Annotated in this window: 18 protein-coding genes and 1 other RNA gene; 9 read left to right on the top strand and 10 right to left on the bottom strand. The window is 52.9% G+C overall.

Annotated elements, in window-relative coordinates:
• Nucleotides 1-76: 76 nt before the first annotated feature.
• From ACJJIV_RS12920 to ACJJIV_RS12895, 6 genes are all read right to left on the bottom strand, one after another.
• Nucleotides 77-2,128: an alpha/beta hydrolase family protein gene (locus tag ACJJIV_RS12920; protein WP_444889208.1), complete on the bottom strand. Its 2,052-nt coding sequence runs from the start codon at nt 2,126-2,128 to the stop codon at nt 77-79.
• A 430-nt stretch (nt 2,129-2,558) separates the two neighbouring features.
• Complete coding sequence (locus ACJJIV_RS12915; protein WP_444889207.1) at nt 2,559-3,524, bottom strand: rhomboid family intramembrane serine protease; 966 nt, start codon at nt 3,522-3,524, stop codon at nt 2,559-2,561.
• A 136-nt stretch (nt 3,525-3,660) separates the two neighbouring features.
• Nucleotides 3,661-4,899 (bottom strand): UbiH/UbiF/VisC/COQ6 family ubiquinone biosynthesis hydroxylase, encoded by a 1,239-nt coding sequence (locus tag ACJJIV_RS12910; protein ID WP_252083590.1) that lies wholly within the window; start codon nt 4,897-4,899, stop codon nt 3,661-3,663.
• Nucleotides 4,900-4,979: 80 nt separating this feature from the next.
• Nucleotides 4,980-6,221 carry a 2-octaprenyl-6-methoxyphenyl hydroxylase gene (ubiH, locus tag ACJJIV_RS12905; RefSeq protein ID WP_444889206.1) on the bottom strand — a complete coding sequence of 414 codons (1,242 nt, stop codon included), beginning with the start codon at nt 6,219-6,221 and terminating at the stop codon, nt 4,980-4,982.
• Between the two features lie 65 nt (nt 6,222-6,286).
• Entirely contained in the window at nt 6,287-7,642 is a 1,356-nt protein-coding gene (locus tag ACJJIV_RS12900) for an aminopeptidase P N-terminal domain-containing protein (RefSeq protein WP_444889205.1), read from the bottom strand.
• Nucleotides 7,642-8,283, bottom strand: coding sequence for a UPF0149 family protein (locus ACJJIV_RS12895; protein ID WP_444889204.1), 642 nt, complete (start codon nt 8,281-8,283; stop codon nt 7,642-7,644). Before ACJJIV_RS12895 ends, ACJJIV_RS12900 begins: the two co-directional genes overlap by 1 nt.
• Nucleotides 8,284-8,403: 120 nt before the next feature.
• On the opposite strand from ACJJIV_RS12895, the gene ACJJIV_RS12890 reads away from it, so the two are divergent.
• The 4 genes from ACJJIV_RS12890 (at nt 8,404) to ACJJIV_RS12875 (ending at nt 9,796) form a co-directional block, all read left to right on the top strand.
• The gene (locus ACJJIV_RS12890; protein ID WP_152455364.1) at nt 8,404-8,607 is read left to right on the top strand and encodes a TIGR02449 family protein; all 204 of its coding nucleotides are present in this window, start codon (nt 8,404-8,406) and stop codon (nt 8,605-8,607) included.
• Nucleotides 8,607-8,936 (top strand): cell division protein ZapA, encoded by a 330-nt coding sequence (locus ACJJIV_RS12885; RefSeq protein ID WP_252083593.1) that lies wholly within the window; start codon nt 8,607-8,609, stop codon nt 8,934-8,936. Before ACJJIV_RS12890 ends, ACJJIV_RS12885 begins: the two co-directional genes overlap by 1 nt.
• 73 nt (nt 8,937-9,009) lie before the next feature.
• Nucleotides 9,010-9,190: non-coding RNA, 6S RNA (gene ssrS / locus ACJJIV_RS12880), on the top strand.
• A 27-nt stretch (nt 9,191-9,217) separates the two neighbouring features.
• Nucleotides 9,218-9,796, top strand: a complete 579-nt coding sequence (locus ACJJIV_RS12875; RefSeq protein WP_252083594.1) for a 5-formyltetrahydrofolate cyclo-ligase — start codon at nt 9,218-9,220, stop codon at nt 9,794-9,796.
• Between the two features lie 169 nt (nt 9,797-9,965).
• On the opposite strand, the gene ACJJIV_RS12870 is transcribed toward ACJJIV_RS12875, so the two are convergent.
• Nucleotides 9,966-10,103, bottom strand: coding sequence for a hypothetical protein (locus tag ACJJIV_RS12870; protein WP_252083595.1), 138 nt, complete (start codon nt 10,101-10,103; stop codon nt 9,966-9,968).
• Between the two features lie 245 nt (nt 10,104-10,348).
• On the bottom strand, nt 10,349-11,863 hold the full coding sequence (gene ilvA / locus ACJJIV_RS12865) for a threonine ammonia-lyase, biosynthetic (RefSeq protein ID WP_252083596.1): 1,515 nt from the start codon (nt 11,861-11,863) through the stop codon (nt 10,349-10,351).
• Between the two features lie 216 nt (nt 11,864-12,079).
• On the opposite strand from ilvA, the gene rpiA reads away from it, so the two are divergent.
• The 3 genes from rpiA (at nt 12,080) to ACJJIV_RS12850 (ending at nt 13,983) form a co-directional block, all read left to right on the top strand.
• Nucleotides 12,080-12,754 carry a ribose-5-phosphate isomerase RpiA gene (gene rpiA / locus ACJJIV_RS12860; RefSeq protein ID WP_252083597.1) on the top strand — a complete coding sequence of 225 codons (675 nt, stop codon included), beginning with the start codon at nt 12,080-12,082 and terminating at the stop codon, nt 12,752-12,754.
• A gap of 12 nt (nt 12,755-12,766) precedes the next feature.
• Entirely contained in the window at nt 12,767-13,390 is a 624-nt protein-coding gene (locus ACJJIV_RS12855) for a transglycosylase SLT domain-containing protein (RefSeq protein WP_252083598.1), read from the top strand.
• A 212-nt stretch (nt 13,391-13,602) separates the two neighbouring features.
• Complete coding sequence (locus ACJJIV_RS12850) at nt 13,603-13,983, top strand: DUF4168 domain-containing protein (protein WP_252083599.1); 381 nt, start codon at nt 13,603-13,605, stop codon at nt 13,981-13,983.
• A gap of 178 nt (nt 13,984-14,161) precedes the next feature.
• Here the strand turns inward: ACJJIV_RS12850 and ACJJIV_RS12845 are convergent, their stop codons facing one another.
• The gene (locus tag ACJJIV_RS12845; RefSeq protein ID WP_252083600.1) at nt 14,162-14,476 is read right to left on the bottom strand and encodes a helix-turn-helix domain-containing protein; all 315 of its coding nucleotides are present in this window, start codon (nt 14,474-14,476) and stop codon (nt 14,162-14,164) included.
• 452 nt (nt 14,477-14,928) lie between these two features.
• Here ACJJIV_RS12845 and ACJJIV_RS12840 point away from each other — a divergent pair, with 452 nt between their 5' ends.
• Nucleotides 14,929-15,963 carry an AraC family transcriptional regulator gene (locus ACJJIV_RS12840; protein WP_444889203.1) on the top strand — a complete coding sequence of 345 codons (1,035 nt, stop codon included), beginning with the start codon at nt 14,929-14,931 and terminating at the stop codon, nt 15,961-15,963.
• Between the two features lie 107 nt (nt 15,964-16,070).
• Here the strand turns inward: ACJJIV_RS12840 and ACJJIV_RS12835 are convergent, their stop codons facing one another.
• Nucleotides 16,071-17,312: an OmpA family protein gene (locus ACJJIV_RS12835; protein ID WP_444889202.1), complete on the bottom strand. Its 1,242-nt coding sequence runs from the start codon at nt 17,310-17,312 to the stop codon at nt 16,071-16,073.
• 377 nt (nt 17,313-17,689) lie between these two features.
• Here ACJJIV_RS12835 and ACJJIV_RS12830 point away from each other — a divergent pair, with 377 nt between their 5' ends.
• Complete coding sequence (locus ACJJIV_RS12830; RefSeq protein ID WP_444889201.1) at nt 17,690-18,898, top strand: acetyl-CoA C-acetyltransferase; 1,209 nt, start codon at nt 17,690-17,692, stop codon at nt 18,896-18,898.
• Nucleotides 18,899-18,901 lie beyond the last annotated feature (3 nt).

Below are 18,901 nucleotides of genomic sequence, written 5' to 3'. Positions count from 1 at the left end.
TCATGCCGTTACCGACAGAGGCTCCAGGACAAACCAAGTGGAGAGAAAGCCAACTCTCTCCAGTTGCCAACGAGCTTTACTTCGTTACACTGGCAGAGGCTTCGGTGCCTCTATTAGGTACGGCAAAGCGCTCAACCCACTCGCGCACCTGTCCGTACCAGTGCAACGAATTATTCGGTTTTAGTACCCAATGGTTTTCATCGGGATAGTAAATCAGGCGCGATTCAACACCGCGCTCTTGCAAAGTGCGAAACAACTCGAAGGATTGGCCAACCGGCACTCTCAGATCGTTTTGACCGTGAATAACCAAGCTCGGCGTCTTGAATTGAGCCGCATAAGTATGCGGTGAAATTGAGGGGTAAATCTCCGGCCTCTGCCAATATTCGCCAAAGCGAACCCCGTGTACCGAATAATCTGCTGCCAGCATGGAGTAGAGGTTATACACCGGAGCATGAATTACCAGGGCATTAAATGGATGTTCACGACCCAATAGAATACTCGCCAAATAGCCACCGTAACTGCCTCCCGCTGCCACTAACTGATCCTTGTCTATCCAACTCTGCGATTTAAACCAATCGGCTGCAGCGATGGTGTCGGTATACGGCCGACTGAGCCAGTCTGGATTGATGGAATCTGCAAATGCCTGACCAAACCCGGAGGAGCCATGGAAATTAAACCAGGCGGTCACATAGCCCCAAGAGGCAAAGGTTTGCACATTCCAGCGAAAATGAAAGGTATCGGTGACGGCATTGTGTGGACCGCCGTGGAGTAACAGCATTAATGGATACTTCTGATTCCGATCAAAGCCCGGTGGATAATGCACCCACATCTGAATATCGGCGCCTTCCGCTCCGGTAAATGTCACCGACTCGTAAGTTCCCAGATCGATATTGGCAAATAAATCATCATTAAAGCTATCCAGCCGCTCCACTCCCCCATTTCTTGCATCAATACTGACCACCCTTGGCGGATAGAGAAAGCTCTGGTTAATACCTACCAGAGTGCCATCACTGGCAACAGACAAATTACTAAAATCGGTCGAATCGGTGATTACTCTTGGGTCGCCATTACCGACGGGCAGATAGTAAATTCGCCGAGTGCCCTGGTCGTCGACTGCGGCATAGAGACCACCCCCACTGGGTGCCCAAACCATACCATCCGTGGATCTATCCCATTCCTCATGTAAAACAGTGTTCAGCCTAGAGCGCAACCTGTGTACCACCAGGCGGCGCGTATCACCATAAAAACCCGATATAAGCTGGCGATTAAAGGCTAACAAACGGCCATCCGGTGAAAACTTTGGATTGAAGTCTGGCGCCTCATTGGCCAAGGTCAAATTTCTGGCTTTAGGGGAACCGGGCTCCAGCAGGAACACATCGAAGTCTGGGCGAGTACCACTTTTCTTGGAATCGGCCACAATAGCGAGGTGTGACTCGTCGGGCGATACGTCATAACTTTCTGCCCCCTGGATCCAGTTGGGAAGCTTTAAACCCGTCCTCAAAGTCAGATTTTCTACCGCACCGCCTTTGGCTGGGATTCTGAATACATGCGCCTGCCGCTGCTCATCTATCCAGTTATCCCAAAAAGAAAAAGGCAATGCATTCCAGACATAGGCAGACACCTTTTTCTCTTTTTCTTCCTTAACTCGGCCAGCCATTTCTTCCGGCGCTTTATCCGGCCAAATACGCGAGATAAAATAAAGGTGGTCCCCCACCCACTTTATCGATGAGACACCAGTCGGTACCTCACTCAAACGCACCGCCTCTCCGGGAGCAGCCATAGGCAATATCAAAATTTGCTTGATATCGTCATCACTTCGTTTGCCAATAAAAGCCAAATGTTTACCATCTGGGGAAAATACCGGCTCCGAAACACTGAGCCCAACAGCCGTTAATGGCCTCTGGATACCACCATCAGTAGAGAGCAACCACAGGCGGGTTTCCCCCTTATCCTGTTCAAGATCAAAAGTTGTCACAGAGGCTACTACCTGTTTACCAGAGGGAGAAATCACTGGAGTGCCCACGCGCTTTATTTTCCAAAGCACTTCGGCTGACAAGCGCTGAGCCTCTTCAGCTCCAGCAGCCATTGTTAGTAAGAGCGAGGATATCAGTACGAAAATACATCTCATAAGAGTTCCTTCCTGGATTTATTGATATTTTCGGAGGTATACGGGGAAACGCTCAGGACAAGGCGGAGAGAGAGAAAATACCGACTCCTAATCTCAACATTAACAGTCCATGCCTAATGCTGAGTAACAATGCAGAGAGATATTTTATGCCTTTTGTGTCAAACGCACCCTGGGGAAGATAGAGTACGCAATTATCCACTGGCCCACTATTCCGACCAGCTCTCAGGCCACTCAGCTCGTCTCAATCAATAAGGAAATAAAGGCTGAATCAGACCAATTCATTGGAACAAAGATTGGGTACTTTTTGTTAATTTTTCCATCCTGAGCCTGAATTCAGATAAACATTAACGATCCCTATAAGACATTTCGATAACCATAAGAGATCGCACTACGCGATAATGGCTTATCATCCTCGCTATATTTAAACTCTCTACACGGAGGCAAATCTTCGCGGACCTCTTAATGCGCTGTACACAAGAGCAATTATTAAGCCACTGAGTAACCCACCGATATGAGCGGCGTTAGCCACCCCAACGCCAGTTAATAGAGTCACAACACCCAGAGCGCACAATAGCAGCCACACCAGGGCTACAGTGAGAATTCCTGCAGGTATATCCCGCCACAGAGGCTGAAAACGCTGTAAAACCAAGGCGAAACCGACCAAGGCATAAACGACGCCAGACATACCGCCAAAAAGAATCCCAGGCTGCCAAAAATACTGGGCCAGATTGGAGGTGGCGGCGCCGAGCAGCACCAATACAACAAATAAAATACTGCCACCACGGGCCTCTATTGGCCTGCCCAGAATCCAGATCCCCAGGGCATTAAACAGTGCGTGGGGCAGAGAGAAGTGCACAACTGCTGGCGTGAATATTCTCCACCACTGCCCCCGCTCCAAATGCCAGGCCAGTGAGGATTGTGAAAAAGAGTCCGCAGCATTTGGATCGGGGTAAATTAATAAGCCACTGGATAAATTATTAATCTGTAAAAACCAGCCGAAAAAACACAGCGCAATTAATAAAAGGCTGAGTGGAGTCCTGTCCAACGGAAAACTTGGCAGGACAGAGACCACATCACTGTGTTTTTTATCAGGATTATCCCCTGTATTTCCAGGCTGGCTGTCAGTTGCAACCGCAGAGGTTTGCACCCCTTCACTGCCAGACTCTCGCTCCTCTGCCCTCTGCATTTGTACCTGATCGAGATCCAGCTCACCAGAATCCCAACGCTGCAGTAGAGGCTTAAGCATTTCTGCCAAACCAGCATCAGGGCAGAGTAGTAACTGCTGATTTTTTTCCTCGGTGATACGCAAAGGTAACTGGTGGCGCTGGATAAACCGCGCCAGCGCACCGAGATCCTTGGAGAGGGGGAAACTGTAAACAAAAATCCACTGACTCAATTCGGGAAACCCTTAATTCCGGCTTGTGCTACGGAGGTAAATTATCAGCTGGCAGGCAGGCTGCTCTAACGGTTTTATTGATATACCCATCGGCCAGCTTTGGTCTGGCCGATGGGTAATTTAAGACAGATCCGATTTAAACCGCCATAGCCCGCAAGATAATACGCTTCTTTAGCATGGGACTGGCGTCCACCATACTCAAGCCGGTATTACGCAGCCAGCGCCAGTGCAAATCTCCGGCACCAAACAGGGATTTAAAGGCGCTCATAGCCTTTAATGTCGAGGCATTATCTCCACGGCGGCGGCGTTCATAGCGCGCCAATACCGAGGTATGTGCCGGCTCCAGGCCGCGTGACAAAGCGCGATCTATTTCATCGGTGAGTACGCGTACGTCCTGGAAGCCCAGGTTAACCCCCTGCCCCGCAAGTGGGTGAATACTGTGAGCGGCATCCCCAACCAGCACCGCACCGGGTCCGTGGTAGCGCTCTGCATGGCGCGCGCGCAGGGGGAAAGAGAAACGCTCACTGACGGATTCCACTTTACCGAGGCGGCTCTCAATGGCCTTTTCAAGATTGAGGGCAAACGCCTGATCATCCAGCATCAGTAATTCACGCGCGAGAGAATCATCCGCCGACCAAACCACGGCACAGTGGTTGTCGTCTCCGAGGCCGGCCATCGGCAAGAAGGCCAAGGGGCCGCTTTGCATGAAGCGTTGCCAGGCGGTGTGTCGGTGAGACTTCTCACAGCGGGCTACACAGACCAGAGCGGTCTGGTGGTAATCGGTTTCCTGGCAGCGGATGCGCAATAAATCACGTACCTTGGAACGAGCCCCATCAGCGCCGATCAGCAGGCGTGTTTGCACTATCTCAGCCTGCTCGCGCAAACCTTCGACCCCATCATCAGACTGCTCGCCCCGCGGCTGTAAATGCCAGAGTCCACAGTCGCGCCACCAGCTCTCCAAGCGGAAGCTGTTAACCAGCTCAACATTGGGCAGGGCCTCTAGCCGCGCGCGTAAAGCGGCGACGATAATATTGTTCTCGACGATATGTCCCAGATTGGGCAATTGCACATCGCGGCTGTTAAAGCGCACCGAACCAGTACCATCAGCATCCCAAACGCGCATCTCCACGTAGGGGCAGGCCCGTTGCGCGGAGATATCCTCCCAGGCTCCAACCTCTTCGAGCAACTCACGTGACGCCTGGGTAAGCGCCACAACCCTCGGCTCGTAGCTATCGGATTGCTGCACAGTGGTCTCTGGAGAAGCCTCCAACAGCGCCAAGCGCATATTTGGGTGGCGCACAGCGAGCAGTGCTGCCTGAGCCATACCCACCATTCCCGCGCCGACAATGGCAAAGTCCAAACGGTGTCTATTCATATCTAGCCAATTCCACTGTTGTGCCAAATTTAACGCCCATCGCGGTGCAACGTTTGAAACCCCGCCATTTTGGCTTGGGGTTAAAGCCCAAATCCTGCCGCCTGCCCAGCAAACTGCTGCCGCAGTGGCGGTACCAGTGTAAGGCCAAGCATCCCCAGTTGGCGTACTACTTGCTGAAAAGGGTTAGCCGAGGAAAACAATGCCGGGATTCGGTCACTGAAACCTACGGTTAACTGCTGGTCGAGCCTTCGGTTTTCCCCATAGGCCGCCAGCCACTCCAGCTGCCCCACTGCGCCACTCTGCACTTGCGACCGCGCCAGTGACTGGGCCAGGGCATAACAATCGCGCAGGGTCAGGTTAAACCCCTGACCCGCCACCGGGTGCAAGAAGTGGGCACAATTACCCAACAAAACCAGGTTGTGACGCCACTGCTCACGAGCCAGAGAAAGACTGAGAGGATACCCTTGTAGGGCCCCAGCTCTTATAAATCGACCGGCTCGCCACCCAAATTGCTGTTGCAAGCGTTGCAAGCGCTGCTGCTCTGGCAGCGCACAAACTACGTCGGCCTCCTCTTCGGCACAGGCCCAAACCACAGCGGCGCGGTGTACTCCCTCACGACGAGGTAGAGGCAACAGCGCCATGGGGCCGGATGCAGTGAAGCGCTCATAGGCAACGCCATCGTGGTCCCGTTGTAGAGCAACAGTAGTGACCAACGCCCTCTGTTGGTACTTTACTGTGTCAATTTCCATGCCCAGCTGCTTGCACAGCGGTGAATCGACACCGTCAGCAACAACCAACAGGTCACATTTCAATACCTGTTCCGAACCGCCATCCACGGCTGTCCAACGCAAGTTAGCGCCCTCATTGTCCATCTGCACCGAAGTTACCCGAGCTGGGGAGATAAGCCTGACCGCAGTGTCATTTAGAGCATTGTGCAGGATGGGCCCCAGCGCCGCATTTTCGATGACTGCTCCCAGCATTCCAGCAAAACTGGCCTGCTTCTGTGCGCCTGCAGAGAGGGCCGCGCCAAAGGCATGGCCGCGATCACTCACCTGGATACGTTTGATTGGAGCACTGTACTCCCGCAGTGCCGGCCAGAGACCCAGCTGCTCAAACAGCTGCAGACTGCCGGCAGCAATCGCTGTGGCGCGGGTATCAAAGCTGGGCAATTGCACACTAGCTGAGGCATTGGGCAGAGACCTCTGCTCCATTAACTGGACACTGAGGTGAGGACAGAAATGTGCCAGCATCAGTGCCAGACTGGCACCGGCCATACCACCACCAACAATGGCCACATCTACCCGCTCTAGCGGCTCACTCATGGAAACCTCCCTTACCCAGTGGTCTAAATAGCTCTGCCCACTGAATAATAAAATCTCAAATTAAATTAGCGGGTCAGTAAATCCCGCCCATGGCGCATGGTGTACTCAATGTCTGCCACGGCTTTTGGAGCACCCTCAGACAAAACCCTCACACCTTCGGCAGTGAGCACAACATCGTCTTCAATACGAATCCCCATACCGCGAAATTCCAGAGGTATGCGATCATCGTTTGCCGGAATATAAATACCGGGCTCTATAGTCATCACCATGCCCGCTTCCAACTGCCGCCAAGCGCCCTGTACCCGATAGTCGCCCACATCGTGGACATCCATACCCAACCAGTGCCCAACACGGTGCATATAAAAACGCTGATAGGCACCCGAATCGATCAGTTCACGAAAGTCTCCTTGCAACAGCCCCAAGTCCAGCAAGCCGCGTGTGATTACCTCAACACTGGCACCATGAGGCTGATCCCAGTGGTTGCCGACACAAACCTGCTCCATTGCTGCCGCCTGCGCCGCCAGGACAATTTCATACACTGCTTTTTGCGCATCACTAAAACGGCCATTGACCGGATAGGTTCGGGTAATATCGGCGACGTACCCCCGGTATTCACAACCCGCATCGACCAATACCAAGTCACCATCGCGCATCCGTGCCTTATTGCTGCAATAGTGCATAATCAGGGCATTGCGACCGCTGCCGACTATTGTCGGGTAGGCAGTTTCCCGGGCACCTGAATCCATAAAGCTATGTAAGAGAGCCGCCTCCAACTGGTATTCGTAAAGTCCCGGCTGGCAGCGCACCATGGCGCAGTGATGTGCAGCGGCGCTAATTTCCCCTGCACGGGCCATCAAATCCAATTCCCGTTCGCTCTTGAGCAGACGCAGCTCGCGCAACTGATAATCCAGGTCAAGCATTTCCGGCGCCCCCTTGCTGGAGGGCGCCTCCTGTATCGCCTGTAGATAAGCGCGCAGCCGTCGATCCAAATGGGCATAGCGCCCCATAGGGAAGTAAATACGCTCTCGCCCTTCCATTAATCCGGGCAGAATATCGTCGAGGTCGCCGATGGGAAAAGCATCCGAAAGACCAAATTGAGCTACTGCGCGTTCTGGTCCCAGACGTGGCCCATCCCAAAGTTCCTTTTCTATATCGCGCTCGCGACAAAACAGCAGAGTGTCTCCCTGATTGCGGCCGGGTAGAAGCACCAGTAATGATTCCGGCTCATCGAATCCGGTTAAGTAGAGAAAGTCGCTGTCCTGTCGAAAAGGAAAGTAGGTATCGCGGGAGCGCAGCTGTTCCCCAGCCGATGAGATGATCGCCAGGCTATCCGGGGCCAACCCCGCCATAAGCCGGGCGCGTCGCAGGGCATATTCCGCCCCGCTAATCAGCGGATCTTTTGCGCTTTCGCTGCCGCTCATCAGTGGACGGTGGGGCCGCTGCCGGAGTGGCTGCCGCGCACTTCGGTAAATATGTTGAGCACCGCAACCCGCACATACTCCTGCAACTCAATTAATTGCTGTTCAGCTTCTTCACTCTCTTCAACGTGATCGGCATCCACTTGGGAGATAGCTCCAATATCTTTTAGCGCCTCTTCACTAGTGGGCTGCATCTTTACTTCTGCCCCACCGATGCCAAACCCGTGTAAAAAACCCTCACACCAGTGCCCCAGGGCCAGAGTGCGGCTGACAATATCTTCATCGTCGCAGAGGAGCAGCTGAAAAGAGAAATCCGATCCACTCAGCTGCTTGCTGCTTTCCTCCGCCAATTGCAATAAGTCCCGATCCAGATCTGCGGGTACCGCCTCAAGGTCGAGCAACTCCGCCAGTTCTTTTTGCCAGCGTCTTTTATCCGGTTCAGCGCCGGCAGCCAACAGGCCACAAGTAAAGCCGTGTAACTCACTCGGGTCCACCTGACCACCCGCGGAGAGAATGGCATTGGCGAGTTGCTCAAATCGGTTGTTTTCTGAAGTCATGATTACCGCACAGTTTTTCTTAATCGGGATGGATTCGATGCGCTGCGGTGGCAGCAGCAGGCATGAGAATCGGGGTTCTAAGGACAATTTTGTGATTGTCCACGCAGGTGGAGCGATTGACCCACCATTTCGCCGGCAATATAGTAGCGGAATCCCTCGCAGTCTGTCGTGTTGCGAACTCAGACGTAGACCTCAAACGCAGGAAATATGGATAAGCTGCAAGCGTTAGAAAGCACCGTGGATTCACTGATCGCCCGCTGCCAACAGCTGGCTAATGACAATCGTGAACTGCGCCGGCAGGAAGCCGACTGGCTGCGCGAACGCCAGCGCTTAATTAAAAATAATGAGGCCGCCCGATCGCGGGTTGAAGCCATGATTAATCGTCTCAAAGGGCTTACGCAAGAATCCTGATGGCAGACTCTGCATTAACTTCTGAAACCGTCACCGTTTCCATTCTCGGCAAAGAGTACCGCGTTGCCTGTGCCGACGGCGAGCGTGCGGGACTACAGGCTTCCGCTCAATTACTTAATGAGCGCATGTCTCGAATCCGAACCACCGGCACCGTTATTGGCGTAGAGCGTATTGCCGTGATGGCCGCGCTCAATATTGCCCACGAACTTATCCAAGCGAAAGCGGAATTAAGCAGTATTCCCCTGCAGAAAGAAATCCTGGAACGGCTTCAAAATAAGATGCAAAACGCCCTGGGGGATACCGACCCAGAAAGCGAGGCCCAGTCATAACTTTTGCCAGCAGTGCCGCAAAACATCCCAATTTGCGGTTAACAGCCCCCCTTTCAACAAGTTATAATTAGTACATACCCTGGGGTGTTGGCCAGCAGACTATGTCCTTGAGCCGATAATCTTACCCTGGTGGTTTCCAGCGGGTGCTGGTGTGCAGGTCCGCCATGCAGCGGAAAGCCTTATGTACCCCGGAGACTGCCACCTTGAACCTTACGGTTCAAGGCTCCGTCTACAGCCGCACACTCGGGGTTTCCATTTCTTTTTCTATACTCCCCCAATTCATGAGCGAAAATAAAACGCAGCTGCGATGGCGTATGCGTGCGGGGCGGAGGCAGCTTAGTGCCTACCAACAGCGTCTGCATGGCCGCTCTGCCATCACTTTGCTGAACCGAATTCCGCAGATGAAGCGCGCCCTCCATATTGGTATTTACTGGCCAATGGATGGTGAGTTAGATGTTCGCCCTCTATTGCAACGCTTTCCCAAGAAGCACTTCTACCTGCCAATACTACCGGTGGAACCACACCCACACCTGGGCTTCAAGCAGTGGAATGGCAGCCCGCTACCTTTTCGAAACCGTTTCGATATTCCTGAGCCAGTGCGAAGCCCCAGCCGGGCCGCAGGCATATTAGACCTAGTGCTGGTACCACTGGTAGCTTTCGATCCCAATGGCGCCCGTCTGGGGATGGGCGCGGGTTTTTATGATCGTACCTTTGAACACAAACAACTGCTGCCCGGTAGTGGGCCACTGCTAATTGGCGCCGCCCACCAATTGCAATGTGTGGATCAGCTGCCAACGGATAACTGGGATATTCCTCTCGATATGGTGGTGACAGAGAAGCGTATCTATCGTTGCCGGTAATTCGTGAGCAGCAACTCTCTGACAAACATCACATAATGCCAAAGTTTTTGAGCACTCAACGGCCTATAAAAAACTAGCTAGGCGCAAAAGCACAAACAAAAAAGGCCGGACACCATAGGTATCCGGCCTTTTTTGTTTGTGCTTGGGCAGAGCGCCCCCCGGCATCAGCCTAACGGGTAACCACTCCCTCTTGCAGAGCAGCAGGCGGCTCTTTTTCCGAGGCAAATACCTCGGTCAAACCACTAGTACTCAGCAGAACGCCCGCGACAAAGACAACCACGGCGATTGTCAGCGCATCGGCTTTCATTGGGACCATCCTGTACGATCAATTTTTTTGTTATATGCGTTTCACCCCGCTTATGACCTAAGCCATAGCAAAAGTTCCACGACAAAAGAAGATACTGAACAATCGTCGGAATAGTAACCGTTTATTGAATAATTTCTGCGTTTTTTGTCGCATTTTTGCTCAAGGGGGTTCGACAAAACTTAAACCCTGGTCTACTCGAAAAGAAAGTGAAGAGATACCTTTCTCGCCATGCCCCCAAATTGGGATCAGCTACCCAGAAAGAAGCTGTAAGCGGGATTTTCAGTTTCATCCCAAAAGGGAAACTGCAGTTGCTCCAACAGATCCAATAACTCCTCGCGCTCAGAGGGCTCAACCTGCATACCCGCTAGAACCCGGCCGTAAGCGGCACCGTGATTCCGGTAGTGAAACAGGGTGATATTCCAACGGCCCGCTAATTGCTCGAGAAATTTCCGCAGCGCACCGGGGCGCTCCGGAAACTCAAAGCGGTAGACCACCTCGTGGCACAAGCCCGGAACTCTCCCACCGACTAAATGGCGGATATGTAATTTGGCCATTTCATTATCGGTGAGATCTGTCACGCTATAACCTTTGCGCTCCAACTCTTCTACCAACTGGCTGCGGTCGCTGCCGGCAGAAACCTGCAAGCCGACAAAAATATGCGCCTCACCATCGCCTGCATAACGGTAATTAAACTCGGTGATAGCACGGTCCCCAAGATCGCGACAAAAGCGTAGGTAGCTGCCCGGTCGCTCTTCAATACGCACGGCCAGCACCGCTTCGCGTTTCTCACCAATTTCTGTGCGCTCACTGATATAGCGCAGCCGGTCAAAATTAATATTGGCGCCACTACACACCGTCGCCAGAGCCACATTGCGGCCACCACTCTGCTCTGCATATTTTTTTAAGCCGGCCAAGCCTACTGCCCCGGCCGGTTCGGCAATTGAGCGAGTGTCTTCAAAAATATCCTTGATCGCCGCGCAAATTTCATCGGTACTAACCGTGATCACGTCATCCACTGTTTCGCGCAACACACGGAAGGTCTCCTCGCCAATTTGTGCCACCGCAACGCCATCGGCAAACAACCCTACCTGCGGCAAGCGGACACGCTCACCACTCTTCAGGGCCGCTTTAAGACAAGCCGCCTCCTCTGGCTCCACCGCATAGACACGGGTCTCCGGCCTCACATATTTAATGTAAGCCGCCATGCCCGCAGCAAGCCCGCCGCCGCCTACCGGGATAAAAACCGCCTCGAGATTACCCGAATGCTGGCGCAATAACTCCATGGCTACGGTGCCCTGTCCGGCGATCACATCCGGATCGTCATAAGGGTGTACAAATACCAAGTCGCGTTCATTCACCAGCTGGCGGGCACGGCTGGCCGCCTCATCAAAAGTATCCCCGTACAGCACCACCTCAGCACCGCGCATACGAACGGCACTGACCTTAATTTGCGGGGTGGTCTTTGGCATCACAATAGTCGCGCGCACCCCCAATTGTGCAGCACCCATCGCCAACCCCTGGGCATGATTACCCGCAGAGGCGGCAATTACTCCGCGCGCTCGTTGCTCCGGGGGCAGTTGCAGTAACTTGTTATAGGCGCCGCGAATCTTGAAAGAAAAAACCGGCTGTAGGTCTTCCCGCTTGAGCAAAATTCGGTTGCCCAGACGGTGGGACAACTGGCGCATTGGCTCCAAAGGCGTCTCAATGGCGACATCGTAAATGCGCGCGTCTAAAATGCGCTTGATATAGGACTTGGGCATGGCGTGTATCAACTGCCGTTGCGGTTAATTTCTGTGTGCGACTCAGGCAAGCGTAGTAGCAGGAGTGGGCGGTCATGGAGCCGCCGCAAGCGCAACACCGGCAGGCCAGTCTAAGCCTTGATCAGCATAATTGCCATTTTTTTAGATTTATTGCGCTTTTTTTTATCGAAAGAAACAGATAAAGCAGAAATAATTGCACAGGAAACTATCCAGCGTATGACCCAGGATGAACTGAAGCAGGCTACTGCTCGCGCCGCCATCGACTATATCTCCCCGCGCCTGGAGGCCGATTCCATCGTCGGCGTTGGCACCGGCTCCACAGCCAATTTCTTTATCGACTACCTGGCAGAGATCAAAGGCCAATTTGACGGCACCGTCGCCAGCTCTGAAGCTTCCGCACAGAGACTCAAGGCCCACGGTATCCCAGTCTATGAACTGAATAGCGTGGATGGCATGCAGTTTTATGTGGATGGTGCCGATGAGACTAATCCCGCCCTGGAGCTGATCAAAGGTGGCGGTGCGGCCCTGACCCGCGAGAAAATTGTCGCCGCCTGTGCTGAGGAATTTGTTTGTATTGCCGATGACAGTAAGTGGGTAGAGACTTTGGGCGACTTTCCCCTGCCGGTGGAAGTCATTCCCATGGCCCGTTCGCTGGTAGCCCGCGAGCTGGTAAAGCTGGGGGGAGACCCGGTCTATCGCCAGGGTGTGATTACCGATAATGGCAATGCCATCTTAGATGTGTATAACTTGAAGATCGAGCAACCCAAGGACCTGGAAGACGCAATCAACAATATCACTGGCGTTGTCACTAACGGAATCTTTGCCAAGCGCCCAGCGGATGTGCTGCTGCTCGGCACCAGCTCTGGAGTGAAAACCATCACCGCTGGATAATCTAGAGACATTATGGGAAACAAGAATAAGAAACTGCTGGCGGCACTGTTGGGTGCCGTGACACTGAGCGCGGGCTGTGCCACAAGCCCGCCGAGCAACCTCGATAATATCTGCTCTATTTTTCGTGAGAAGAAGAGCTGGTACCGGGAAGCCAAGGCTGCCGAGGAGAAATGGGGATCACCTGTGGCTGTTATGATGGCCATTCTGCACCAAGAGTCGCGCTTTGTGCATGATGCGCGCCCCCCGCGCACCAAGATCCTCGGCTTTATTCCCGGTCCTCGGCCCTCGGATGCCTATGGCTACGCCCAGGCACTCGGCAACACTTGGCGCGGATATCAACGTTCCAGCTTTAACTATGGCGCCGATCGAGATGATTTTGGCGACGCTATCGATTTTGTTGGCTGGTATAACAATACCAGTGCGCGCCGCTGCCAAATCCGCACTCGCGACGCTTACCACCTCTACCTGGCTTACCACGAGGGGCACGGCGGCTTTAATCGGCGTAGTTTTAAAAATAAAGCCTGGCTCAAGAAGGTTTCCCACAAGGTTTCGGCAAAAGCGCAGCGCTACCAGCAACAACTCAACAGCTGTGAGCAGTCTCTGCCAAAACGCAGGAAGTTCCTCGGCCTGTTTTAGCCCTGAGCCACCGCCGATAAAAATTGCTGCGGTGGCGGGGAATGGCGCCACAGCCGCTCTGAAACTGACTACCCTGAAACTAATGTCTCAGAGTTGATTGCCAACGCTTTCAATTACCGATGGATTCCGCAGCAACACCCAGGCATTTGAGCAGTGTGACTGGGTATTGCTCTGTAGAAGCAAAAGCGCCCCCCAACTTTCAGGAGTGCCCAATGAAATTCCCTTTTAAATATCTCGCTCTTTTCGCCTTGTTGCTCACAGTGCCCTTTGCGACCGCCCAGACAGCAACTTCACAGGCCGAGGCCCCAAAAGTCTCCTTCAGTGAACCTCAGCTCAAGCAGTTTGCTGATGCCTATCGCTCAATCGTGATGTTGAGCCGGGAGTATGCCCCCAAGCTCAAGGCCGCTGCAGATATCAAAGAGGCTGAAGCCCTCAACAAGGAGGCACAGGGCAAGATGGTCGCAGCTATAGAAAAGGCAGGGTTATCAAAGAGTAAATATCAGGAAATTGCCAGCAGTATTAAATCTAATCCTGCCCTACTGGAAAAGGTCAATAAAATACTGCAACAGGGACATAACCAAAAACCGCAGTAATTCCGACACAATATCTCACTGCACCGCCAATCTGCTCAATTAACAAATAATTGGATTTCGTCGCCGGCCACTGGTCGGCGCAACTTTTCAATTGTGCCTACGTGTTTGTGCTAATTCCGGTCAGCTGGTTTTCAGAATAAATAAAATGCTTTATTGGTGAGTATCCGCGAAGAAAAGGCTATTCGATGCTGACTCCCAGCACCCGACAGATCACCGATAAGTTGCTTGTTACCCAATTGCGGTCGAATGAGCCCCAGTCGTGAAGCCGGTAATAGCCATCATTATGGCGTACCCCCTCCTGAATAAACTCCACCTGTGTGCCGTGGCCTGGTAATCCCTTGGCAATAATGTCCTGAACCGTGCGTCGCGGCCACCCGGTTGCCTCTTCCAGGGCTGGATTGTTGGGGCGGGGAATCTGTTCGATCAGATAGGCGATCAACATACGCCGACAAATAGTCGGATTCAGCTGGCTTTCGACGGATGCTGACGGCATCGGGCCACTCCCTCATTGGCATGTTTAGGTTATTCTTATCTTATCTGACTTTTTAGTCTAATTTATAGCCACCCTACGAGACGCTTTATCCAAAAGCTGATCATTGGGTTTGTTGGACCATTTATACTCCCTACGCCTGGAGAAAAACATAGCCAAATGATGGGGGACTTGCTCTTCACGCAAAGAGCGAAGAAAAGTGATATTGCTACGACCACTTACACTCTATCTGATAAGTGGTGGCGATAAATCAATGAACATACGTCTAACTTCGCGGAAAAAGCTACAATAGCTACAGTTTTCATTAGCGCTCCTTTACCGTGCAGCTCGCCAGAGTTGCCCTTTTCTTACACCCGCTGGGGATAAACCTGACTTTCACGCTCGCTTTGCGCATAATCTCTGCTTGCACGTAAAAATTACATCCAGCAAACAAGATCACGTTGAGGGCTGAGACAGTGGAAAGCGAGACTCCCAAACTCCGCGATGCGGACCCAGGTATCCTCGCCGCAGTAGTTCGCGCCCAGCTGGTGGGCGCCCAGGCAGCGGGGCTGGATTGCCAACAGTTGCTGCGGGACAGCGGGATAGATCCCGATCATCTTGAAGATTCCGACAGCCGCATCGGCCGTGAGCAGATGGCCAGTCTACTGCGCCTTGAGTGGGATTTATTGAATGATGAGTCAGGCGGGTTTTTAGCCCGCCCCTGGCTACCGGGTACTTTTGCCATGATGGGCCACGCCTGCATCAGCTGCCCCAACCTGCGGCGAGCTCTATTGCGCTCAGCACGCTTTATCAGCATGGTCAGCGACGACCTGCATATCAAGCTGGTAGAGGATGGCGAAGAGGCCAGGCTGATCATTCATCACAGCAACGAAAAACAGTTGCCTAATCAGATTTTCGTAGAGTCCATTGCCGTTATCTGGCTGCGCTTTTTCAGTTGGCTGATCGATCGCACCATTTTGCTCGAACGGGTGTTATTGGCCTTCCCTCCACCGGATTACAATGAGGACTACTGCGATATGTTCCCGTGCCGGCATTACTTCAACCAGGCTGAAACCTGCCTGGTTTTTAATACCCGCTATTTACAAATGCCGCTGGTGCGGGATGAGCAGCAACTGGCAGACTTTTTATCCAGAGCACCGGAGTGCCTGCTCACCCAATATAAATCTGACCACAGCTTTACCGGTCGTATACGCCGTATGCTGCAACAACAGAACAGTATTGAAAATCTCTCCCTCGACGATGTGGCCGCACGCCTGTTCACCTCCCCGCAAACGCTGCGCCGGCGCCTAAAAGACGAGGGCAACAGCTGGCAGGACATCAAAGACTCTGTACGCCGCGATATGGCCGTGTACCAGCTAAAACAACAGGAAACCGCAGTGGCAGAAATCGCCGAACGACTCGGCTTTTCTGAACCCAGTGCTTTCAATCGCGCATTTAAAAAATGGACCGGCCTCGCCCCCGGCGCCTACCGCGAGAAATTTCGCAGCTGATTGCCAGCATTAAATTTCCAACATTAATGGGCGTTTTTTATCGCTTCACAAAATAAATAGCCCCACAGAAATGTAGGGCTATTTGCTTGCCAAGATTGTGAAAATATCTATTCGGTATTAACCACTCGTACACTAATACGCTCATTGTTCATCGGCTGCGGTGTTGTTTGCCCTGTCTCACTTTCCTGCACAGGTTTAGCGGATCCCATACCGGTGGCCGTCATACGATTAGCCGCAATCCCCTTTTGCAGCAATAGCTCCCGCACAACATCCGCTCTCTCTTGCGAAATTTCCTGCTCTTTAATTTCATTGCCCTCCCCTTGTACATGCCCTTCAATAGCAACCGTAAGCTGTGGGTTTTCCTGCATAATTTGTGCAAGTGCATCAATATCAGCGGACTGGGGATCAAGAATTTTTGCCGTGCCCTTTTCAAACTTCACTCGCAGAATAAATTCCTGGTTCGGGTCCCGATCAAAGCTCTTCAAGTAATCCCGCAAGTTACTAGAGAATTTATCTGGGCCCAGCTGAGCCTGGGCGCTATTCTCATTGGGAGGAGTATCGCCAGCTGGCTGTGAAGGCGCCTCCATAAAGGCCTGTTCCTGTGGAGTCTCAAAAGGTTGGCCTGCCGCTTCCTCCTGCCTACCCTTGTCCATGCACATATTTAAGGCATAGAGGGCAATTAGTACCACTAATAACGGAAAAAACCAGCTGCTAAAACTTACGGGCTTTTTCTTTTCCACATGGCCATGCAGGGCTTGTTCCCGAGGTTCCTGAGGCTTGGCATGGCCATGGGTAACCAGGGCGGCCCCCAGATTATCAAACCCTTTTACATCAAGAGCATCCAGGAGTGCATCAGGGACCTTGTTGCGTAAAAACTCTCTCTGACCAATTAAAAATGAAGCCAAGTCAGAGACGTCCATTTTGTTGGCTTTTACCTGAGCGCCTAGCAGGGCCATCACCAGTGGCAGCACCAACTTTAATAGGTGGCCACCTTCATTACCCGGCAGTTCTGTAGTGGCTACTTTGGTCACTTCTTCGACCCGGGTACCAAATACTTTTTGCAGTATGGCATCACCGACTGGCAGTGAGGCTTCCAACTTTGCCTTATCTGCAAACTGCTGCAAAACACTGGGGAGATCCGCAACTTCAGTGTCCGTAACCATATTGAACAAGTAAGCCATACCAGTTTTACTACTGGCTTTATTCAGCATGCCTGCAAGAACAAATGCAATTCCAGTATCCAGTGCTGACTGACCTTTCTCTGCCGGAAGGTTTAGTGCAGATGCCAGGGTACCGATACCCGAGGTGCCCAGTTGGCTCGCCGCCAGTTCCAGTAGATTCTCTGCCATAGTCAATCCTCACTGCCAGACAACCGCAAGCTAAAGCCACTCTTTAAATGGTGTTGGTGGTGAATCAACCCAGATAAAGGCTTTTTCCTGTGAGCCAAAACCCACAACTAAATTTTTCGGTGGGGCTATTGCGGCTTAAATACAATCTAATCGGCTGCTATTCGCTGGCCGAAAATAAAAAATAAAGCGCCTTATTTGAGTGTACGGCACACCACTCATCGAGTTAGTTTGATTTGGAATAAGTAAAGTAAAAAAATTCGCTGCATTAATTACCTGAGCTGACAACCACGTCACCCCCCCTGGCGTCTTTCATCATTGCGCCGAAACCCCACACAACTATGGTTGTACCCACAATCAAAAATAAAGAGGCCATAACCGTGCCCAGTGAAGCCTATATCTACGATGCGATCCGCACCCCGCGTGGCAAAGGAAAACCCAGCGGCGCGCTGCACGAAGTCAAACCCATCACCCTGCTCTCCAACCTGCTGCGCGAATTGCAACAGCGCAGCCAACTGGATACGACCAGGGTCGATGATGTGGTAATGGGGTGCGTAACACCTGTCGGTGAGCAGGGCGCTGACATCGCCAAGGTCGCCACACTCGGTGCCGGTTGGGACTGGGATATTGGCGGCGTCACCTTAAACCGTTTTTGTGCCTCCGGTGCCGAAGCTGTTAATTTAGCCGCCGCCAAGGTCCGCTCTGGCTGGGAACAGCTTGTAGTGGCCGGTGGCGTTGAGTCTATGTCGCGGGTGCCCATGGGCAGTGACGGCGGTGCCTGGGCTATGGACCCACAAACCGCCATAGAAACAGGCTTCGCGCCCCAGGGCATCGGAGCCGACCTAATTGCCACGCTGGGGGGCTTTTCCAGGGAAGATGTGGATAACTTTGCTCTGCAATCCCAGCGCAAGGCTGCAAGTGCCTGGCAACGTGGTGCCTTCAACAAATCCGTAATCCCCGTGCGGGACCAGAACGGCCTGTTACTTCTCGATCGCGATCAGTTGGTGCGCCCAGAAACCTCCATGGAGGGGCTTGCCAATCTCTCCCCATCTTTTACCGCCATGGGCGACCTCTGCTTCGATAGCGTAGCGATTTCCCGCTACCCCCAGGTGGAAGCTATCGAACACGTACATACCGCAGGAAACTCCTCAGGCATTGTGGACGGCGCCGCCGCCATTCTTATCGGCAGTGAGCAGGCCGGAAAAGACCTGGGCCTGACACCCCGGGCACGTATCGTCTCCGCCGCAGTAGTCGGCACCGAGCCCACCATCATGCTGACTGGACCCGCTCCCTCCGCTCGTAAAGCCCTCAGGGCTGCGGGCCTAAGCGCCCATGACATAGACCTGTACGAAGTCAACGAAGCCTTCGCTGCAGTAGTGCTGCGCTTCCAACATGAATTGGATATCGACCCGCAGAAGATCAATGTAAACGGCGGCGCTATCGCTATGGGTCATCCTCTCGGCGCCACTGGTGCCATGTTAATTGGCACCGTGCTTGATGAATTAGAGCAACGTCAGTTGCGCTATGGCTTGGTCACCCTATGTGTAGGTGGCGGTATGGGCGTGGCAACTATTATCGAAAGAGTCTAGGGG

The sequence above is a fragment of the Microbulbifer mixtoriginis (SeqCode) genome, assembly GCF_052466765.1.
Note: the sequence above shows the minus strand (reverse complement) of the source record. Positions and strands in the feature narration are given on the sequence as shown.